This is a genomic window from Kordia sp. SMS9 (genome assembly GCF_003352465.1).
In the GTDB taxonomy this organism is placed as follows: Bacteria; Bacteroidota; Bacteroidia; order Flavobacteriales; family Flavobacteriaceae; genus Kordia.
The window spans coordinates 944,349-958,785 of the sequence record NZ_CP031153.1 but is presented as its reverse complement, the minus strand read 5'-3'; the positions used below and the strand labels follow the sequence as shown (position 1 = coordinate 958,785).

Here is a 14,437-nt window from a genome sequence, read left to right as displayed (position 1 = left end):
ATTTATTCAATACTTTTATAAAGTTTTGGCCTGATTAGATGTTTGGATTTAGAGAAATTACTTGATTTTATATTGATGAATTTTTCAACGGCTATTTCTGAAAGTTTTTTTGTGTCTTGACTAACTGTATTCTTAAATGGAGTTTCTAAATTATTAATAGTTGAAATAGCTTCTTCAATTCCGTCATAACCAATTAAAATCACCTTGTCTTTAGGGAAATTTTTAAATTCATTAATACATTCTAATACTCCAAGAGCCATTTCATCATTAGTACAAAAAATACCCTGATAGTCTAAAGGATTATTATCAACTAAAAATTGTTTATAAATATTACGCCCACTTTCTCTTGAGAAATCACCAGTATCAATAACCTTAACGTTAACTTTAGTTTTATTCTTATCAAAATACTCTTTGAAAGAGTTTTGTCTTTCAGGTACAATCCTAGTTGCGATTACCAAAACGTTGAAAGTTTTTTTTCTTAATTTCTCGAATTCGTAAATCATTCCTTTAGCAGCCATTTCTCCTCCAAAACTATGATCAACTCCAACAAATATACTTTTATCATTATAATCACGTAAGTCAAAAGGAGGTTGTGAATCTAAAAATATTATTGGTTTTTTAAATTTTTTACAAAAATTTTTAAAAACTTTTTTTCTGTCAGGATCAACATTTGCTACCATAAACCCTGCGGAATAAAGAGACTTTTCATTTAAAATTTTACTTAACCATTTATGCTGACTTTCGACAGATAAAGATCTTAAAGGAGGCATAACAATAACGTTAATATTTCTAGACTCCAATTCAATAATTATATTATCTGTAAGTATACCAAAGAAAGGTTTATGAATAGATTGGGATAATAGTAAAAAGACATTCTTTGGACGTTTAATAAAATAAACAGCAATTAGTGTAATTGTAAAGGTTAAAATTAAGATTAGTACCACTAAAAACCAAACAGGGATTTCAAATGAATAAGAAACAAATTTTGAAGAAAAAAAAGTCAATAAGATTGTTGCGATTAAACTACTGATTATTCCAATAATTAGATTTGATACAGTTTTATTCATTAGGAAGTATTTTTGTAGTAAATTACATTTGTAAATTTAAGAATTTATGTGTGATAACTTGAAATTAAAAATATAAAACGAACTAATTTTATCATACTATTTAGTTAAAACTCAAAAAATCGCTCAGGCGTCACACAAAAATCCAACTGAATATCTGTTGAATCTGTACTGAATTCCGTTGTTTCTGGTGGAAAAAAAGACAAACCAATTTTAATCACATCATCTTTGCATTCGGCTAAAAACCGATCGTAAAAGCCTTTTCCATACCCAATGCGATGTCCATTTATATCATACGCCAATAGCGGAACAAAAACCACGTCAATTTTGGTAGAAGGCACTTCAATTCCATCCACAGGTTCAGGAATGTTATATGCATTCTTTTTAATCACGGTGTTGTCTGTAAGTAGGAAATGTGTCAAAGAATGATCTTCAAAATTACTTTTAGAAAGGATAACATCTTTATCTTTCCCTAAAAGAATATTCAAAATAAACTCGGTATCAACCTCTTTCTGTTCGGCAATCGTGAGAAACAAATGATAATACTGTTTTTCCCAAATCGGAAGTCGCAACAAATTATTGGCAATCGCCATGCTAAAATCATCAACCTGTTCATCAGAAAGTTGATTTCGCATCGTTTTATATTGCTTCCGTAAGGCAGATTTTGACATAAACTTAATTTTAACACAAAAATAAAAATTGTAATTTAGTTATGCTTTTGTTTTTGGAATAAATGCACCTAACTTTGTGTGTACTCTTAAATCATGCAAGAGTATATACAAACAGACAAATCTCAATACTAATAGCTCAGTACTCAATACTACCAAATGACCGAAACCCTAGAATTACAACTCAAAACCTTACCAACCAATCCTGGTGTGTATCAATACTACGATAAAGAAGGAAAGTTGTTGTATGTGGGAAAGGCAAAAAATTTAAAAAAACGCGTAACTTCATATTTTACGAAAAAACACGAATACGGAAAAACACGTGTGTTGGTCAAAAAAATTGAATCCATCAAACATATTGTGGTAGCTACGGAAACAGATGCGTTGTTACTGGAAAATAATCTCATCAAAAAATACCAACCACGATACAATGTATTATTAAAAGACGACAAATCCTATCCGTGGATTTGTATCAAAAATGAACGTTTTCCACGCGTATTTCCCACGCGAAAAATGATCAAAGATGGTTCGGAATATTTTGGTCCATACACCAGTATGAAAACGGTTCGGACACTATTCGATCTGATCAAAGGACTCTATCCGTTGCGAACCTGCAATTACGATTTATCACACGAAAAAATAAACGCTGGCAAATACAAAGTCTGTTTGGAATATCATTTAGGCAATTGTTTAGGACCGTGCGAAGGTTATCAAACCATACAAAGTTACGACGCCCAAATTGTCGCAATCCGAGAAATTATCAAAGGAAATTTTAAAGATTCATTGCATCAATTCAAAGCGCAAATGAAAGCGCACGCGGAAGCAATGGAATTTGAACAAGCACAAAAAGTCAAGGAAAAAATAGAAATTCTAGAAAATTACCAAGTAAAATCGACGATTGTCAATCCAAAAATTAGCAATGTTGATGTCTTTTCCATCATTTCAGATGAAAGCTTTGGGTATATCAACTTTTTACAACTTTCGTTAGGTTCTATTGTGCGTTCGCACACGCTAGAAATCAAGAAAAAACTGGATGAAACTGACAAGGAATTACTAGAATTAGCAATCACAGAAATCCACCAACGTTTCCAAACAAATTCCAAAGAACTCTACGTACCTTTTGAAGTAGAAGTAGGCGAAAAATTTAAAATTACAGTTCCAAAACTAGGCGACAAAAAACGTATTTTAGACTTATCACTTAGAAATGCAAAATACTTCCGACAAGAACGGTTCAAGCAAATAAAACTGACCGATCCAGACAAACATGTCAATCGCATCATGTCGCAAATGAAAAAGGATTTACGCCTTTCGGAAGAACCGCGACACATAGAATGTTTTGACAACTCTAACATTCAAGGAAGCAATCCTGTGGCAGCATGTGTGGTCTTTAAAAATGGAAAGCCCAGCAAAAAAGAATACAGACATTTCAACATAAAAACCGTAGTTGGTCCAGACGATTTTGCGTCGATGGAAGAAGTCGTATATCGCCGATACAAACGTTTATTAGAAGAAGAACAACCGTTGCCACAACTCATCGTAATTGACGGTGGAAAAGGGCAACTTTCCTCATCGTTAAAAAGTTTAGATGCGTTAGGATTGCGTGGAAAAATAGCCATCATCGGAATTGCGAAGCGTTTGGAAGAAATTTATTATCCAGGTGATTCCATTCCGTTATATTTAGACAAAAAAAGTGAATCGCTCAAAATCATACAACATTTACGAAACGAAGCACACCGATTCGGAATTACATTCCACAGAAATAAACGAAGCAATTCTGCGTTAAATTCACAGTTGGAAACCATTCCGGGAATTGGTGAAAAAACCATTGTAGAATTATTAAAGAAGTTCAAATCGGTCAAGCGAATCTCGGCAGCATCACTCGAAGAAATTTCGGCAGTTGTAGGCAATAGCAGAGCAAAAAAAATATATGATAACTTTCAAAAAAAATAGCGCCAAGATATGAAGCGATGGATGTTCATCTGCATAACAATATTGAGTGTTTCTCTTGCATTCGCACAAAAAACAGACACGTCTAAACAGCAAGACGTACGTGTTGGTTTGGTGTTGAGTGGCGGCGGTGCTAAAGGATTGGCACATATTGGTGCGCTCAAAATTATAGACAGTTTGGGCATTCGTGTGGATTATGTAGGCGGAACGAGTATGGGTGCCATCATTGGTTCGTTGTACGCTTCGGGATATACAGGAAAACAAATTGATTCCATCTTTAAAAAAACAGACTTAAATTTATTAATTCAAGATGAATTACCGCGTTCTGCCAAAACATTTTACGAAAAAGAAGACGCAGAACGCTACGCAATCACATTGCCGTTTAACAACTTTAAAGTGACCTTTCCATCATCTATTTCCAAAGGACAAAACGTATATAACAAACTAGCACAATTGCTCTTACATGTAGAAAATGTGGACGATTTTAGAAAATTGCCAATTCCGTTTCTCTGTATTGCTTCCGACATCGAAAAAGGCGAACAAATCATCTTAGAAAACGGCTATTTACCGGATGCTATTACCGCAAGTGGCGCATTTCCATCTCTCTTTGAACCTATTCCGATGGGCGATCGGTTGCTGATTGATGGAGGTGTAACAAACAACTATCCGATTCATGAAATAAAAGAAAAAAATATAGACATTATTATTGGTGTAGATGTACAAGATGATTTGGCAGGACGCGAAAAATTACAATCGGCAACAGGCATTCTAACACAAATCAATAACTTCCGTACGATCAATGATATGAAAATCAAGCGCACCCAAACTGACATATATATTCGCCCAAATATCAATGGTTTCTCGGTGATTGATTTCGATAAAGGTAGTGAACTTATTGATAGAGGAGAAGCGGCAGGAATAGTGCAGTTGGAAGCTTTAAAAGCCATCGCGGCACAGCAACAACAAAAGCGAAATATTGTACCTGTAAAAGCCAAAGATTCTATTGTGATTAATTACATTCACTTGCGTGGGAGCGAAAACTTTCCGCGTTCGTATGTGCGTGGAAAACTTCGTTTCAAAACACCTGCCAAAATACCGTTCAAAAAATTTACGGAAGGTATTGGGAATTTAGCGGCAACAGGAAACTTTACAGGAATTCGTTACAAACGATGGAACAATGAAGATGGTACACAAGACATGGTTCTCAATTTGCGAGAACGACCAAGTACCATGTTTTTGCGGTTAGCGGCACATTACGATGATGTATACAAAACGGCTGGCTTAATCAATGTAACGAAGAAAAAAATATTCTTTCAAAATGATGTAGCATCGCTCGATTTTATCATTGGCGACAACATTCGTTACAATTTTGAATACTATCTTGACAAAGGGTATTATTGGAGTATTGGTATAAAATCACGTTTCAATACCTTTGAACGTGGTGTGAATTTTGATTTGGTTTCAGACAATACTTCCAATCCAAACTTGAACAGAATTGACATAGAAGTGTCCGACTTTACCAATCAACTGTATTTCCAAACGGTAGTTAGAGAAGAATTTGTATTTGGCGTTGGTGGCGAACACAAACGTTTAAAAATTGCTTCAGAAACCATTGGTGATGACAATCAGGAAGAAACCATCTTTGAACGCAGCGACTTTTTAAGCACCTTTGCGTTTTTAAAATTAGACACCTACGACAACAAATATTTTCCTTCGGATGGGTTGTTCTTTTCAGGAGACTTTCACTGGTATCTTTATTCTTCAGACTACAACAAAAACTTTGAACCATTTTCACTCGCCAGCGCTAAAATTGGCTATGCAACGCCGTTATTCAGTAATATTTCGTTAAATATTTCATCGGAAGGCGGTTTTAAACTTGGCGAACCTGGAACCACTTCTTTGGATTATGTATTAGGTGGATTTGGAAACAACTTTATCAACAATTACATTTCTTTTTTAGGATATGACTTTCTCAGTTTTGCAGGCGATAGTTTTGTAAAAGGAACGCTTACCTTAGATTATAATTTTCTTTCCAAACATCATGTAAACTTCACGGCAAACTACGCCAATGCTGGAAACAACATCTTTGACAATGGCGAATGGTTTACCGATCCAGACTTTAGTGGATATGCAGTTGGCTATGGAATGGAAACCTTTTTTGGTCCGTTGCAAGTCAAATATTCTTGGACACCAGACGAAGAACAAGATCAACTCTATTTCAGTATTGGATTTTGGTTTTAAATTCTATTATAGAACTATATTTCATCATCATTTTTTAAAAGGATGCTTTTCAAAGGCCGTTTTTGCAGCAATATTCACCAAACCTGTTACACCTTCAAACCAAATACTATGTCCATGCATCACCCTGTTATTTTCTGTGAGATGATGTTTGAGTATTTTACCGTAAAATTTACCTACTTTAATCTGTACATTAAACATAAAAAGCGGTCGGTTCAATGAACTATGCGGAGCATTAGAACGAATATTTCTTCCGCCTGAGTCAATAGCATCATGTAAGGTTTCTGTTATTGTATGTACTTTTGCGCCTCTACGAATACCAATGTGCATTTTAAATAAGTTAGCTTTCAACCATCTTTTGTAGTGTTCTCCTTTTTTAGCATTACTAGCTACAATGCGTTTTCCATATTTGCTGTCAAAAGTTTCGATATTCTTTAGTGTAATATCGCGAGCGCAACCAATCCAAATATTAAGAATACAGCTTTCCTTCTGTTCTACGACTACTAAAGTAGTAAATTCTACTTCGGGTGGACTCATCGGTGTTTGCGCAGGAGCTGGAAAGCCAGGAAAATTATACCAATGTCGCTTTAGTGATACAGAAACTTTGGTATTTCCTGGATTGGCTTCTAATTCCAAACGCACTTTTTTAAGGCGTCCGTTTTTATAACGATCCATGGTTACATTTTTATCTTCTCGTTTATCAAAATGTGTGGCAATAACTCCAAAATGTCCAGCATCTGTAAATTGTAACCTCAGATATTTTGAAAAAATAGGTTTTCGGTTTGGTTTGCTAATGTCTCGTTCCGAAAAATAGTTTTGAAAGTCCCTAAATGTTTGCCCTGGATCTGTAAAGATTCCAAGTAGTCCTCCAAAAAATCCCTGAACAAATTCCCAAGTACCAGAACCTGTCATGCTTGTTAATCGCTTGCCAGCTTCTCTCCATTGTAACTGATCAGTTTCTGGCATAAATTCATTCTGCTTATCTAAAAAAGATGCGCTAAAATGGTTTTTTACCACAGTAGCATCTTCACGAGTAGGAAATCTTGTTTCGTAAAATTGAATTCGAGAAGATACCTTCGACAGCACACCAAAATGACTGAATAGTGTATTTCGAAAGTTAAATGCATTTTCTGACAAAAAATCCCAATGATGATTGTATGTATCACGTTCTACATTATCAGCAGGTAAATATTTTTGCACCCAAAAACCTTTGATCAATTTACCATCTATAATTTTTCCACCTTCAATAGAAATCGTCATATCTTCACGAATACTGACTCTTGAAGGAATAAAATAAGAAGTTTTTGCTCTTGAAAAATGCTCTTTTCTTGAAGTTGGCGCAAAATCCAACACACGTTTTCTCCAGCGTGTGTCAATATTTCCCCATGCCAAATGATAGGTGTACAATTCGTGCTGTTTTGTTCTACTATCAAATCCATTGACAACAACGATTTGACGCGCTACAGTCATACGACTAAACGTTCTTATCAAGCCTTCTTTAAATGGTGAGAAAAAAGAAGCTTCTGTAATTTTATCTTGATACTTTCCTACTTTCAATAAATGATATACACTTAACGGTGTGCTAAATTCGTTATCTTCTATTTCAGCAGATCGCCAACGTTCTGTAAAACCAAATTGCTCATCTGCCCATAATACAGAATAGACATTTTTCCATTTAGAATTGGGATCAGTAGTGCGTTTTGGAACATCACGGATGTGTTTATTTTGGACTAATAAATAATAAATACACGTTCCATCAATCCAACCGCCAGCATCTCTAAATTGTCCATTAGCAAACCGATACCAAGTGTCATGGCTATTCCCAAGCATAATTTCATCATTCTGAAGTGCGTCTATTTCACCTCCATAAATAGCTTCGTACTGTTCATGTAAATGGGATAACCCAACACCAATACTGAGAACTTTATGATATGCGATAGACTTTCGATACTCGTCAAATTTTAAAGGACCGTCGTCTTCTCTATAATGTACATGTGTGTAAACCTTATATCTGTCGGTGAATTTTTTATTGAAAGGTTTACTTTGCATAAAAGGTCTTGTGTCAATTTCGATCCATATAAATGGTGGAATGGTTACAGGAATTTGATCAAAAAGATGTTGTGTGAAATTCTCAGTAGAAGTGGCAGCAAAGGATCCGATAACAATAGGCAAAGGAAAATTCAAGGTAAACCAAGTAAGTATTACTTTTAAAAAAGTATCATTAAAAGCCTTAAATATACCTTTAAAAAAGGGAAAACGAACTGTAGCTAAATGTTCATAGTCATCATCTTTTATGGTTAGTGTATTAATAATATCATTTATACTGTTTGTTTTGTATAATTCAGGATCGAGTTTGAATAAAGACTGTCGCAACTTTAAAAACTTACCTTTATCTGTTTTATGATAATACACTTCCGTTGGAATTGCCATAAAATAAACATCTGTATCTTTTGCCTTGGCAATTACTCGGTCTGCACTTGAAGCAATCATGTCAAAGGCAGGAAGGTCAACGTATTCTCCTTTTCGCTTGCGATTGTATGATAATGCTTTGCTTCCACCGAATCGAGAACCAGTTTTAGGCGTTTTTCCGTTGATTTTCCAGTGAGAAGTACCATCGTTTTTCAAATAAAAATAAAATTGTTTTCCTGTATCTTTTAGTCCAAATAGTTCGGCGTGCTTCTCATGATTTGATCGTTTTTTGTAATCGATTCCAGCAGCAAAACTCCAAGAATTGGAAGAATTTTGAGGAGTTCCAGGTATTTTCCGTTTTTGATCTAATGTTTCTTTTAGGATAAAAGTTGAATTGTATTTTGCATGATTTACTGGATTAAGTATTTCTGCTATTTTAGCAATTCCTTGACCAATTTCAATTGCTTTATTTTTAATATCAGTTATGATACCATCTATTACATCGAGCATATGATGTTTTTTCTCTTAAAATACAAAAAATAAAGTATTGAACATAAATGAAGAAAGCCTCCTTTTAAAAATATTGAATTTGACACAGGCAATCAACAAAATAAATCCCAAACATGACTTCAATCACAAAAAATCAGCAAATAATTACGATATTTGTGTACAGATGATCAAAAATGATCTGTTAAACTATTAAAAGTGAAACCTTTTTGGAACGACTTACTAGCGCATTTACACTATCTTATCAAGCGAAATCCTGAATAAGACAGCGTTGTTTTTTTGCTAAATGTGAACGCAATTCTTCACATTTTTCTATATCTTATCACAGCATTTTTTACGAGTCCAAAAAAAAATAACAATATGCCTTTTTATCATACACTAGGAAATATTCCACCAAAACGCCACACGATATTTAAAAAACCCAACGGCGATTTATATTATGAACAACTCTTTGGAACGATTGGTTTTGACGGAATGTCTACCAATAGTTACCACGAACACCGACCAACTCAAGTAAAAGAAATTCGCAAGCAATACAGTGTGAAACCGAAAGTTGCGAAAGCCAATAATATGCAATCTTATCGCTTCCGCGGATTTCAAGTGCCGCCCGAAGCCGATTATTTGGAAAGCAGAAAAGTAGTCTTAACCAACAGTGATTGCAACATCATTTTGGCTGCTCCACAAGAATCAACACGTGAATATTTCTACAAAAATACAGACGCAGACGAACTCATTTTTATCCACAAAGGAACAGGGAAACTCCGCACCATGCTTGGAAATTTGGATTTCAAATATGGAGATTACTTATTAGTTCCACGCGGCATCATTTACAAAATAGACTTTGATACAGACGACAACCGTTTGTTCATTGTAGAATCGTACCGACCAATCTACACACCAAAGCGTTATCGAAACTGGTTTGGGCAACTCTTAGAGCATTCACCATTCTGTGAACGTGACATCAGAAGACCTTATGAACTAGAAACCAACGACGAAAAAGGAGACTTTCTCATCAAAGTGAAAAAGCAAGGCGATATTTTTGAAATGATCTACGCTACGCATCCGTTTGATGTTATTGGCTACGATGGCTATAACTATCCGTACGCGTTTTCCATTCACGATTTTGAACCCATTACAGGACGCATCCACCAACCGCCGCCAGTACACCAAACCTTTGAAACAGACGCTTTTGTAGTGTGCTCATTTGTGCCAAGATTGTATGATTATCATCCTGAAAGCATTCCAGCGCCGTATAACCACAGCAATATTGACAGCGATGAGGTATTATATTATGTAGATGGTGATTTTATGAGTAGAAACGATATTGATGCTGGACACATTTCGCTACATCCAGCAGGAATTCCGCATGGTCCACATCCTGGAGCAGTAGAACGCAGTATCGGTCAGACGGAAACAGAAGAATTGGCGGTGATGGTAGACACATTCAAACCGTTACAAGTAACCGAAGAAGCGATGAAAATTGCCGATGAAGACTATTTTAAATCTTGGTTAGAATAATTTAAAATGAAACAACACACAACTAATATTGCAACGCATGTTCGCGCTATGTGGTAAATATTCGATTTCATTTACACGATACAACATACAATTACGAATTCGCGAAAGCACAAAAAAATAAAAACATGGCAGCAGAAATAAAAAACTTAAAAGATTTACAAAATACCGAATACGGACTCAAAAAATTATTTGAAGAAGCAGAAGATTTTCTTCCGCTTTTAGGAACTGATTATGTAGAATTATACGTTGGAAATGCAAAACAATCAGCGCATTTTTACAAAACGGCGTTTGGTTTTCAATCGGAAGCATACGCAGGATTGGAAACAGGTTTGACAGACCGAGTTTCGTACGTATTAAAACAAGATAAAATTCGCTTAGTCTTAACAACTCCATTAGGAAAAGGTGGCGAAATCAACGAACATATTGATTTACACGGCGATGGCGTAAAAGTAGTAGCACTTTGGGTAGAAGATGCCACAAAAGCCTTTGAAGAAACGACGAAAAGAGGCGCAAAACCCTACATGGAACCCACCAAAGAAGAAGATGAAAACGGATATGTAGTACGTTCAGGAATTTACACATACGGAGAAACGGTTCATATTTTTGTAGAACGTAAAAACTACAACGGCATCTTTTTGCCAGGATATCAAAAATGGGGATCGCATTACAATCCCAAACCAGTTGGACTAAAATTCATTGATCACATGGTTGGAAATGTCGGTTGGGGGAAAATGAAAGAATGGTGTGAATTTTATGCAAAAGTAATGGGCTTTGCGCAAATTATCTCGTTTACGGACGATGATATTTCTACCGATTTTACCGCGTTGATGAGTAAAGTGATGAGCAATGGAAATGGACGTATCAAATTTCCTATCAACGAGCCAGCGGAAGGAAAAAAGAAGTCGCAAATTGAAGAATACTTAGATTTTTACAATGGTGCAGGCGTGCAACATATTGCCGTGGCAACCGATAATATTATAGAAACGGTTTCGCAAATGCGCGAACGCGGTGTAGAATTTTTATACGTTCCGGAAACCTATTATGATGATTTATTAGAGCGCGTGGGCGATATTGATGAAGATGTAGATGAACTTAGAAAACATGGAATCTTAATTGATCGTGATGAAGAAGGATACCTATTGCAAATCTTTACCAAAACCATTGTTGACAGACCCACAATGTTCTTTGAAGTCATTCAGCGTAAAGGCGCACAATCGTTTGGTGTAGGAAACTTTAAAGCATTGTTTGAAGCGATTGAAAGAGAACAAGCCGCACGCGGAACTTTATAATATATAACAAATAAGAACGTACGCTGAGCCGAGTCGAAGTGTACGTTTTTATTTGATTTTCTCTCCCAAAAAACAACAACATGACCAGAGAAGAATTACTCGCTGCCATAGACAAAAAATATTTGGATATGGGACAAGATCCTGACGTACATCTTTCAGGATTATTACACGCCGAACCCATGAAATATTGGGATTTCATTCAGCTCGATGCACTTTTAGGATTGCAAACCCAACGGACACAATTGCCAGATGAAATGGTGTTCCTTATCTATCATCAAGTAAACGAATTGATTTTTAAGATGATTCTATGGGAAATGCAACAAATTGCCCATACGGAGCACATTTTACCAGAAAAATTTGTCATGCATTTAATGCGCATCAGTCGTTATTTTGATCTGCTTTCCAATTCGTTTGATATTATGGGCGAAGGCATGGAAGTGGAGCAATACATTAAATTCCGTGATGCATTGACGCCAGCTAGTGGTTTTCAATCGGTTCAATATCGAAAAATTGAAATTGCTTCCACAGAACTTATCAATTTGATTGATTACAGATTTAGAACCACAATTGATCGTGAAACTCCGTATCTACACGCGTATAACAATATGTATTGGCAAGTTGCAGGAAACGATCATAAAACAGGAAAGCGAAGCAAACTGATGATCAACTTTGATGAGAAATACAAAAAAGAGCTCATTTCATGGATGAAAGAATACAATACGATCAATTTGTGGACAAAATTCAAGCAATTACCAAGAGATTATCAAAATGACAAAACTTTAATCAATGCGATGCGTCATTACGATCATACGGTAAATATTAGTTGGGTAATGCACCATTACAATGCAGCGGCAAAATATATCAATTCTGAAAAAGGCAATGCAGCAGCTACTGGTGGAAGCGATTGGCAGAAGTATATGCATCCAAAATATCAAAAAAGAATCTTTTTTCCGGCACTTTGGAGTAAAGAAGAGCTTAAAAATTGGGGAATTAGCAACTTAGAAGGCTATAAAATCTTAAAATAATCTAAAAACACCAATCCGTTAAATTGTAAAATTGTTGCTGATTTCTCAAAGAAAGTAAAAGAATGTTGAAAATTTTGTAAAAACACTCTATGAAATACGTTTCTGAATACAAAAATTGTGTTAAAGTTAAATACTATGCTTGCATAGTATAATTCTCGTTCTATATTTGCAGTGCAAAAGCGAGTGGTTTCCTTTTGCAACTTTAAGAAAAGAGATTTTCATAATTTAAAGTTTTGGTTGGTTAATAAATAAAGAAAAGCTCGATCGTAGGATCGGGCTTTTTTTATGCCTTGTTTTACTTGAAATGTAAGATGATATTGAGAAATACTCAACAAAAATCACATTCTATTGAATATTCACTAAGAATTGCTAATGAAATACATTTCTAATTACAAAAATTGTGTTAAAGTAAAAATACTATGCTTGCATAATAAAATTCTCATCTTATATTTGCAGTGCAAAAGCGAGTGGTTTCCTTTTGCAACTTTAAGATTTTCATAATTAAAGTTTTGGTTGGTTAATAAAAAAAGAGAGCTCGGTCGGATGATCGAGCTTCTTTTTTTACAGTACGTTTCAACGTAGAAAAGACCATCAAAATATATTGACAGCCTTTCCCTAATCATTCAATCGCAATTAATAAAAAACCTTAATTTGGTACTTGATGAAATGGACAATTTCTGGATAATTCTCCTCCTGATCCACATTCTCCTGTAATACCACAACCTGCTGGGCAAGTGTTTGCACATGTATTTGCGCACGTATTGGCACAAGTATTAGCACAAGTATGAACGTTTGTTGGGCAACAATGTGTTTCTCCACCCGTAATTTGTAGTTGGGTAAGCTGAGAAACTACAGATTTGTTGATACCCAACTTTTGAATTTTTCGTTTTTTCATGATTGATGCATTTTTAAAACTATTCCTACTCTACAAGCTTTTCGGATTCCGCTGTGAACTATCTGTTCGTAATTTGATTTGATATAATTACATTGGTATAATTTAAAAGGTACACTGATTTGCTGCGTTGTTACATTCTGTTGAAATTCTACTTAATCGTCTTCCAAATTCAGGAGAATTTCCAATACCGCGTGCGACATTAATAAGTCCTACATTTCTTTCAACGTTGGTCCAGTAAGCACCGCCGTTTACATCAGGTTCTCTCAATAAAAGGCCTCTATACGCAATGTATACTGTTTTACTGATTTGGTGACTTGTAATATTGTTTCTGTGTAAAAAAGATCGATAACGGTGATCCCATCGTTGTAAATTTCCTGGAGCCGTAATAAATCCGACAGCCAATCCTTCGAACCTTTGTGAACGTAAAACGCCGATCCAATAATTGACAACACTGGCATTTTCAGGACATCTTTCAGAATATGATAAATAGGCAAGTCTCACCACACAATGTTCGTCAATCATCGGAGGATTCGGAATATTGGGAGGTGTAAAGTCTGGTTCATAAGGAATATTCGGATCCAAAGCGCGTTTGCTTGTCGTAGATTCAATCTGTATATCGTCTTTATTAGTAACATCTTCCGATTGACAACCAATTGTGAATAACGATCCTACAAGTAATGCAAAGACAAGGATAAAATGACGTGGTTTTAAAATGATTTTTTTCATAGTAATGATATGTATTTAATTATTTCCTACTCTGTTAAGGTTTTTCGGAAGCGACCTGTCTCGATCAAGAACAACTCAAAGATATGTGAGCATATTCCTCAAAACAAGAGAAGCATTTTCAGATTTATAAAATTGTATAAATCATTTTTTT

The 14,437-nt window shown here is 35.2% G+C and carries 10 protein-coding genes; 5 read left to right on the top strand and 5 right to left on the bottom strand.

Annotated features, from left to right (window positions below; genetic code table 11):
• Positions 1–2: 2 nt before the first annotated feature.
• Together KORDIASMS9_RS04235 and KORDIASMS9_RS04230 are read right to left on the bottom strand one after the other, a co-directional pair.
• Entirely contained in the window at positions 3–1,067 is a 1,065-nt protein-coding gene (locus KORDIASMS9_RS04235; protein WP_114901645.1) for a substrate-binding domain-containing protein, read from the bottom strand.
• A gap of 104 nt (positions 1,068–1,171) precedes the next feature.
• Entirely contained in the window at positions 1,172–1,735 is a 564-nt protein-coding gene (locus KORDIASMS9_RS04230) for a 5-formyltetrahydrofolate cyclo-ligase (protein WP_114901644.1), read from the bottom strand.
• Between the two features lie 156 nt (positions 1,736–1,891).
• Between KORDIASMS9_RS04230 and uvrC the strand changes: the two genes are divergently transcribed.
• Together uvrC and KORDIASMS9_RS04220 are read left to right on the top strand one after the other, a co-directional pair.
• Positions 1,892–3,682: an excinuclease ABC subunit UvrC gene (gene uvrC / locus KORDIASMS9_RS04225; protein WP_114901643.1), complete on the top strand. Its 1,791-nt coding sequence runs from the start codon at positions 1,892–1,894 to the stop codon at positions 3,680–3,682.
• A gap of 9 nt (positions 3,683–3,691) precedes the next feature.
• Positions 3,692–5,920 carry a patatin-like phospholipase family protein gene (locus KORDIASMS9_RS04220; protein WP_114901642.1) on the top strand — a complete coding sequence of 743 codons (2,229 nt, stop codon included), beginning with the start codon at positions 3,692–3,694 and terminating at the stop codon, positions 5,918–5,920.
• Positions 5,921–5,947: 27 nt separating this feature from the next.
• Here the strand turns inward: KORDIASMS9_RS04220 and KORDIASMS9_RS04215 are convergent, their stop codons facing one another.
• Entirely contained in the window at positions 5,948–8,836 is a 2,889-nt protein-coding gene (locus KORDIASMS9_RS04215; RefSeq protein ID WP_114901641.1) for a hypothetical protein, read from the bottom strand.
• Between the two features lie 357 nt (positions 8,837–9,193).
• On the opposite strand from KORDIASMS9_RS04215, the gene KORDIASMS9_RS04210 reads away from it, so the two are divergent.
• The 3 genes from KORDIASMS9_RS04210 to KORDIASMS9_RS04200 all read left to right on the top strand — a co-directional run bounded on the left by KORDIASMS9_RS04210 (position 9,194) and on the right by KORDIASMS9_RS04200 (position 12,665).
• Entirely contained in the window at positions 9,194–10,351 is a 1,158-nt protein-coding gene (locus KORDIASMS9_RS04210) for a homogentisate 1,2-dioxygenase (RefSeq protein WP_114905141.1), read from the top strand.
• A 125-nt stretch (positions 10,352–10,476) separates the two neighbouring features.
• Positions 10,477–11,640 (top strand): 4-hydroxyphenylpyruvate dioxygenase, encoded by a 1,164-nt coding sequence (hppD, locus tag KORDIASMS9_RS04205; protein WP_114905140.1) that lies wholly within the window; start codon positions 10,477–10,479, stop codon positions 11,638–11,640.
• An 80-nt stretch (positions 11,641–11,720) separates the two neighbouring features.
• The gene (locus tag KORDIASMS9_RS04200; protein WP_114901640.1) at positions 11,721–12,665 is read left to right on the top strand and encodes a tryptophan 2,3-dioxygenase family protein; all 945 of its coding nucleotides are present in this window, start codon (positions 11,721–11,723) and stop codon (positions 12,663–12,665) included.
• A gap of 646 nt (positions 12,666–13,311) precedes the next feature.
• Here KORDIASMS9_RS04200 and KORDIASMS9_RS04195 read toward each other — a convergent pair.
• Both KORDIASMS9_RS04195 and KORDIASMS9_RS04190 read right to left on the bottom strand, forming a co-directional pair.
• A complete protein-coding gene (locus KORDIASMS9_RS04195; protein ID WP_114901639.1) occupies positions 13,312–13,560 on the bottom strand; it encodes a hypothetical protein in 249 nt (82 codons plus the stop codon).
• A gap of 102 nt (positions 13,561–13,662) precedes the next feature.
• On the bottom strand, positions 13,663–14,286 hold the full coding sequence (locus tag KORDIASMS9_RS04190) for a hypothetical protein (protein ID WP_114901638.1): 624 nt from the start codon (positions 14,284–14,286) through the stop codon (positions 13,663–13,665).
• Between the last annotated feature and the right edge of the window lie 151 nt (positions 14,287–14,437).

What these genes read in the sequence shown, in the direction of transcription:
- KORDIASMS9_RS04195 (WP_114901639.1), bottom strand. Translation starts at nt 13,560, where the DNA reads ATGAAAAAACGAAAAATTCAAAAGTTGGGTATCAACAAATCTGTAGTT.
- KORDIASMS9_RS04215 (WP_114901641.1), bottom strand. Translation starts at nt 8,836, where the DNA reads ATGCTCGATGTAATAGATGGTATCATAACTGATATTAAAAATAAAGCA.
- KORDIASMS9_RS04200 (WP_114901640.1), top strand. Translation starts at nt 11,721, where the DNA reads ATGACCAGAGAAGAATTACTCGCTGCCATAGACAAAAAATATTTGGAT.
- KORDIASMS9_RS04190 (WP_114901638.1), bottom strand. Translation starts at nt 14,286, where the DNA reads ATGAAAAAAATCATTTTAAAACCACGTCATTTTATCCTTGTCTTTGCA.
- KORDIASMS9_RS04220 (WP_114901642.1), top strand. Translation starts at nt 3,692, where the DNA reads ATGAAGCGATGGATGTTCATCTGCATAACAATATTGAGTGTTTCTCTT.
- hppD (WP_114905140.1), top strand. Translation starts at nt 10,477, where the DNA reads ATGGCAGCAGAAATAAAAAACTTAAAAGATTTACAAAATACCGAATAC.
- KORDIASMS9_RS04210 (WP_114905141.1), top strand. Translation starts at nt 9,194, where the DNA reads ATGCCTTTTTATCATACACTAGGAAATATTCCACCAAAACGCCACACG.
- KORDIASMS9_RS04230 (WP_114901644.1), bottom strand. Translation starts at nt 1,735, where the DNA reads ATGTCAAAATCTGCCTTACGGAAGCAATATAAAACGATGCGAAATCAA.
- uvrC (WP_114901643.1), top strand. Translation starts at nt 1,892, where the DNA reads ATGACCGAAACCCTAGAATTACAACTCAAAACCTTACCAACCAATCCT.
- KORDIASMS9_RS04235 (WP_114901645.1), bottom strand. Translation starts at nt 1,067, where the DNA reads ATGAATAAAACTGTATCAAATCTAATTATTGGAATAATCAGTAGTTTA.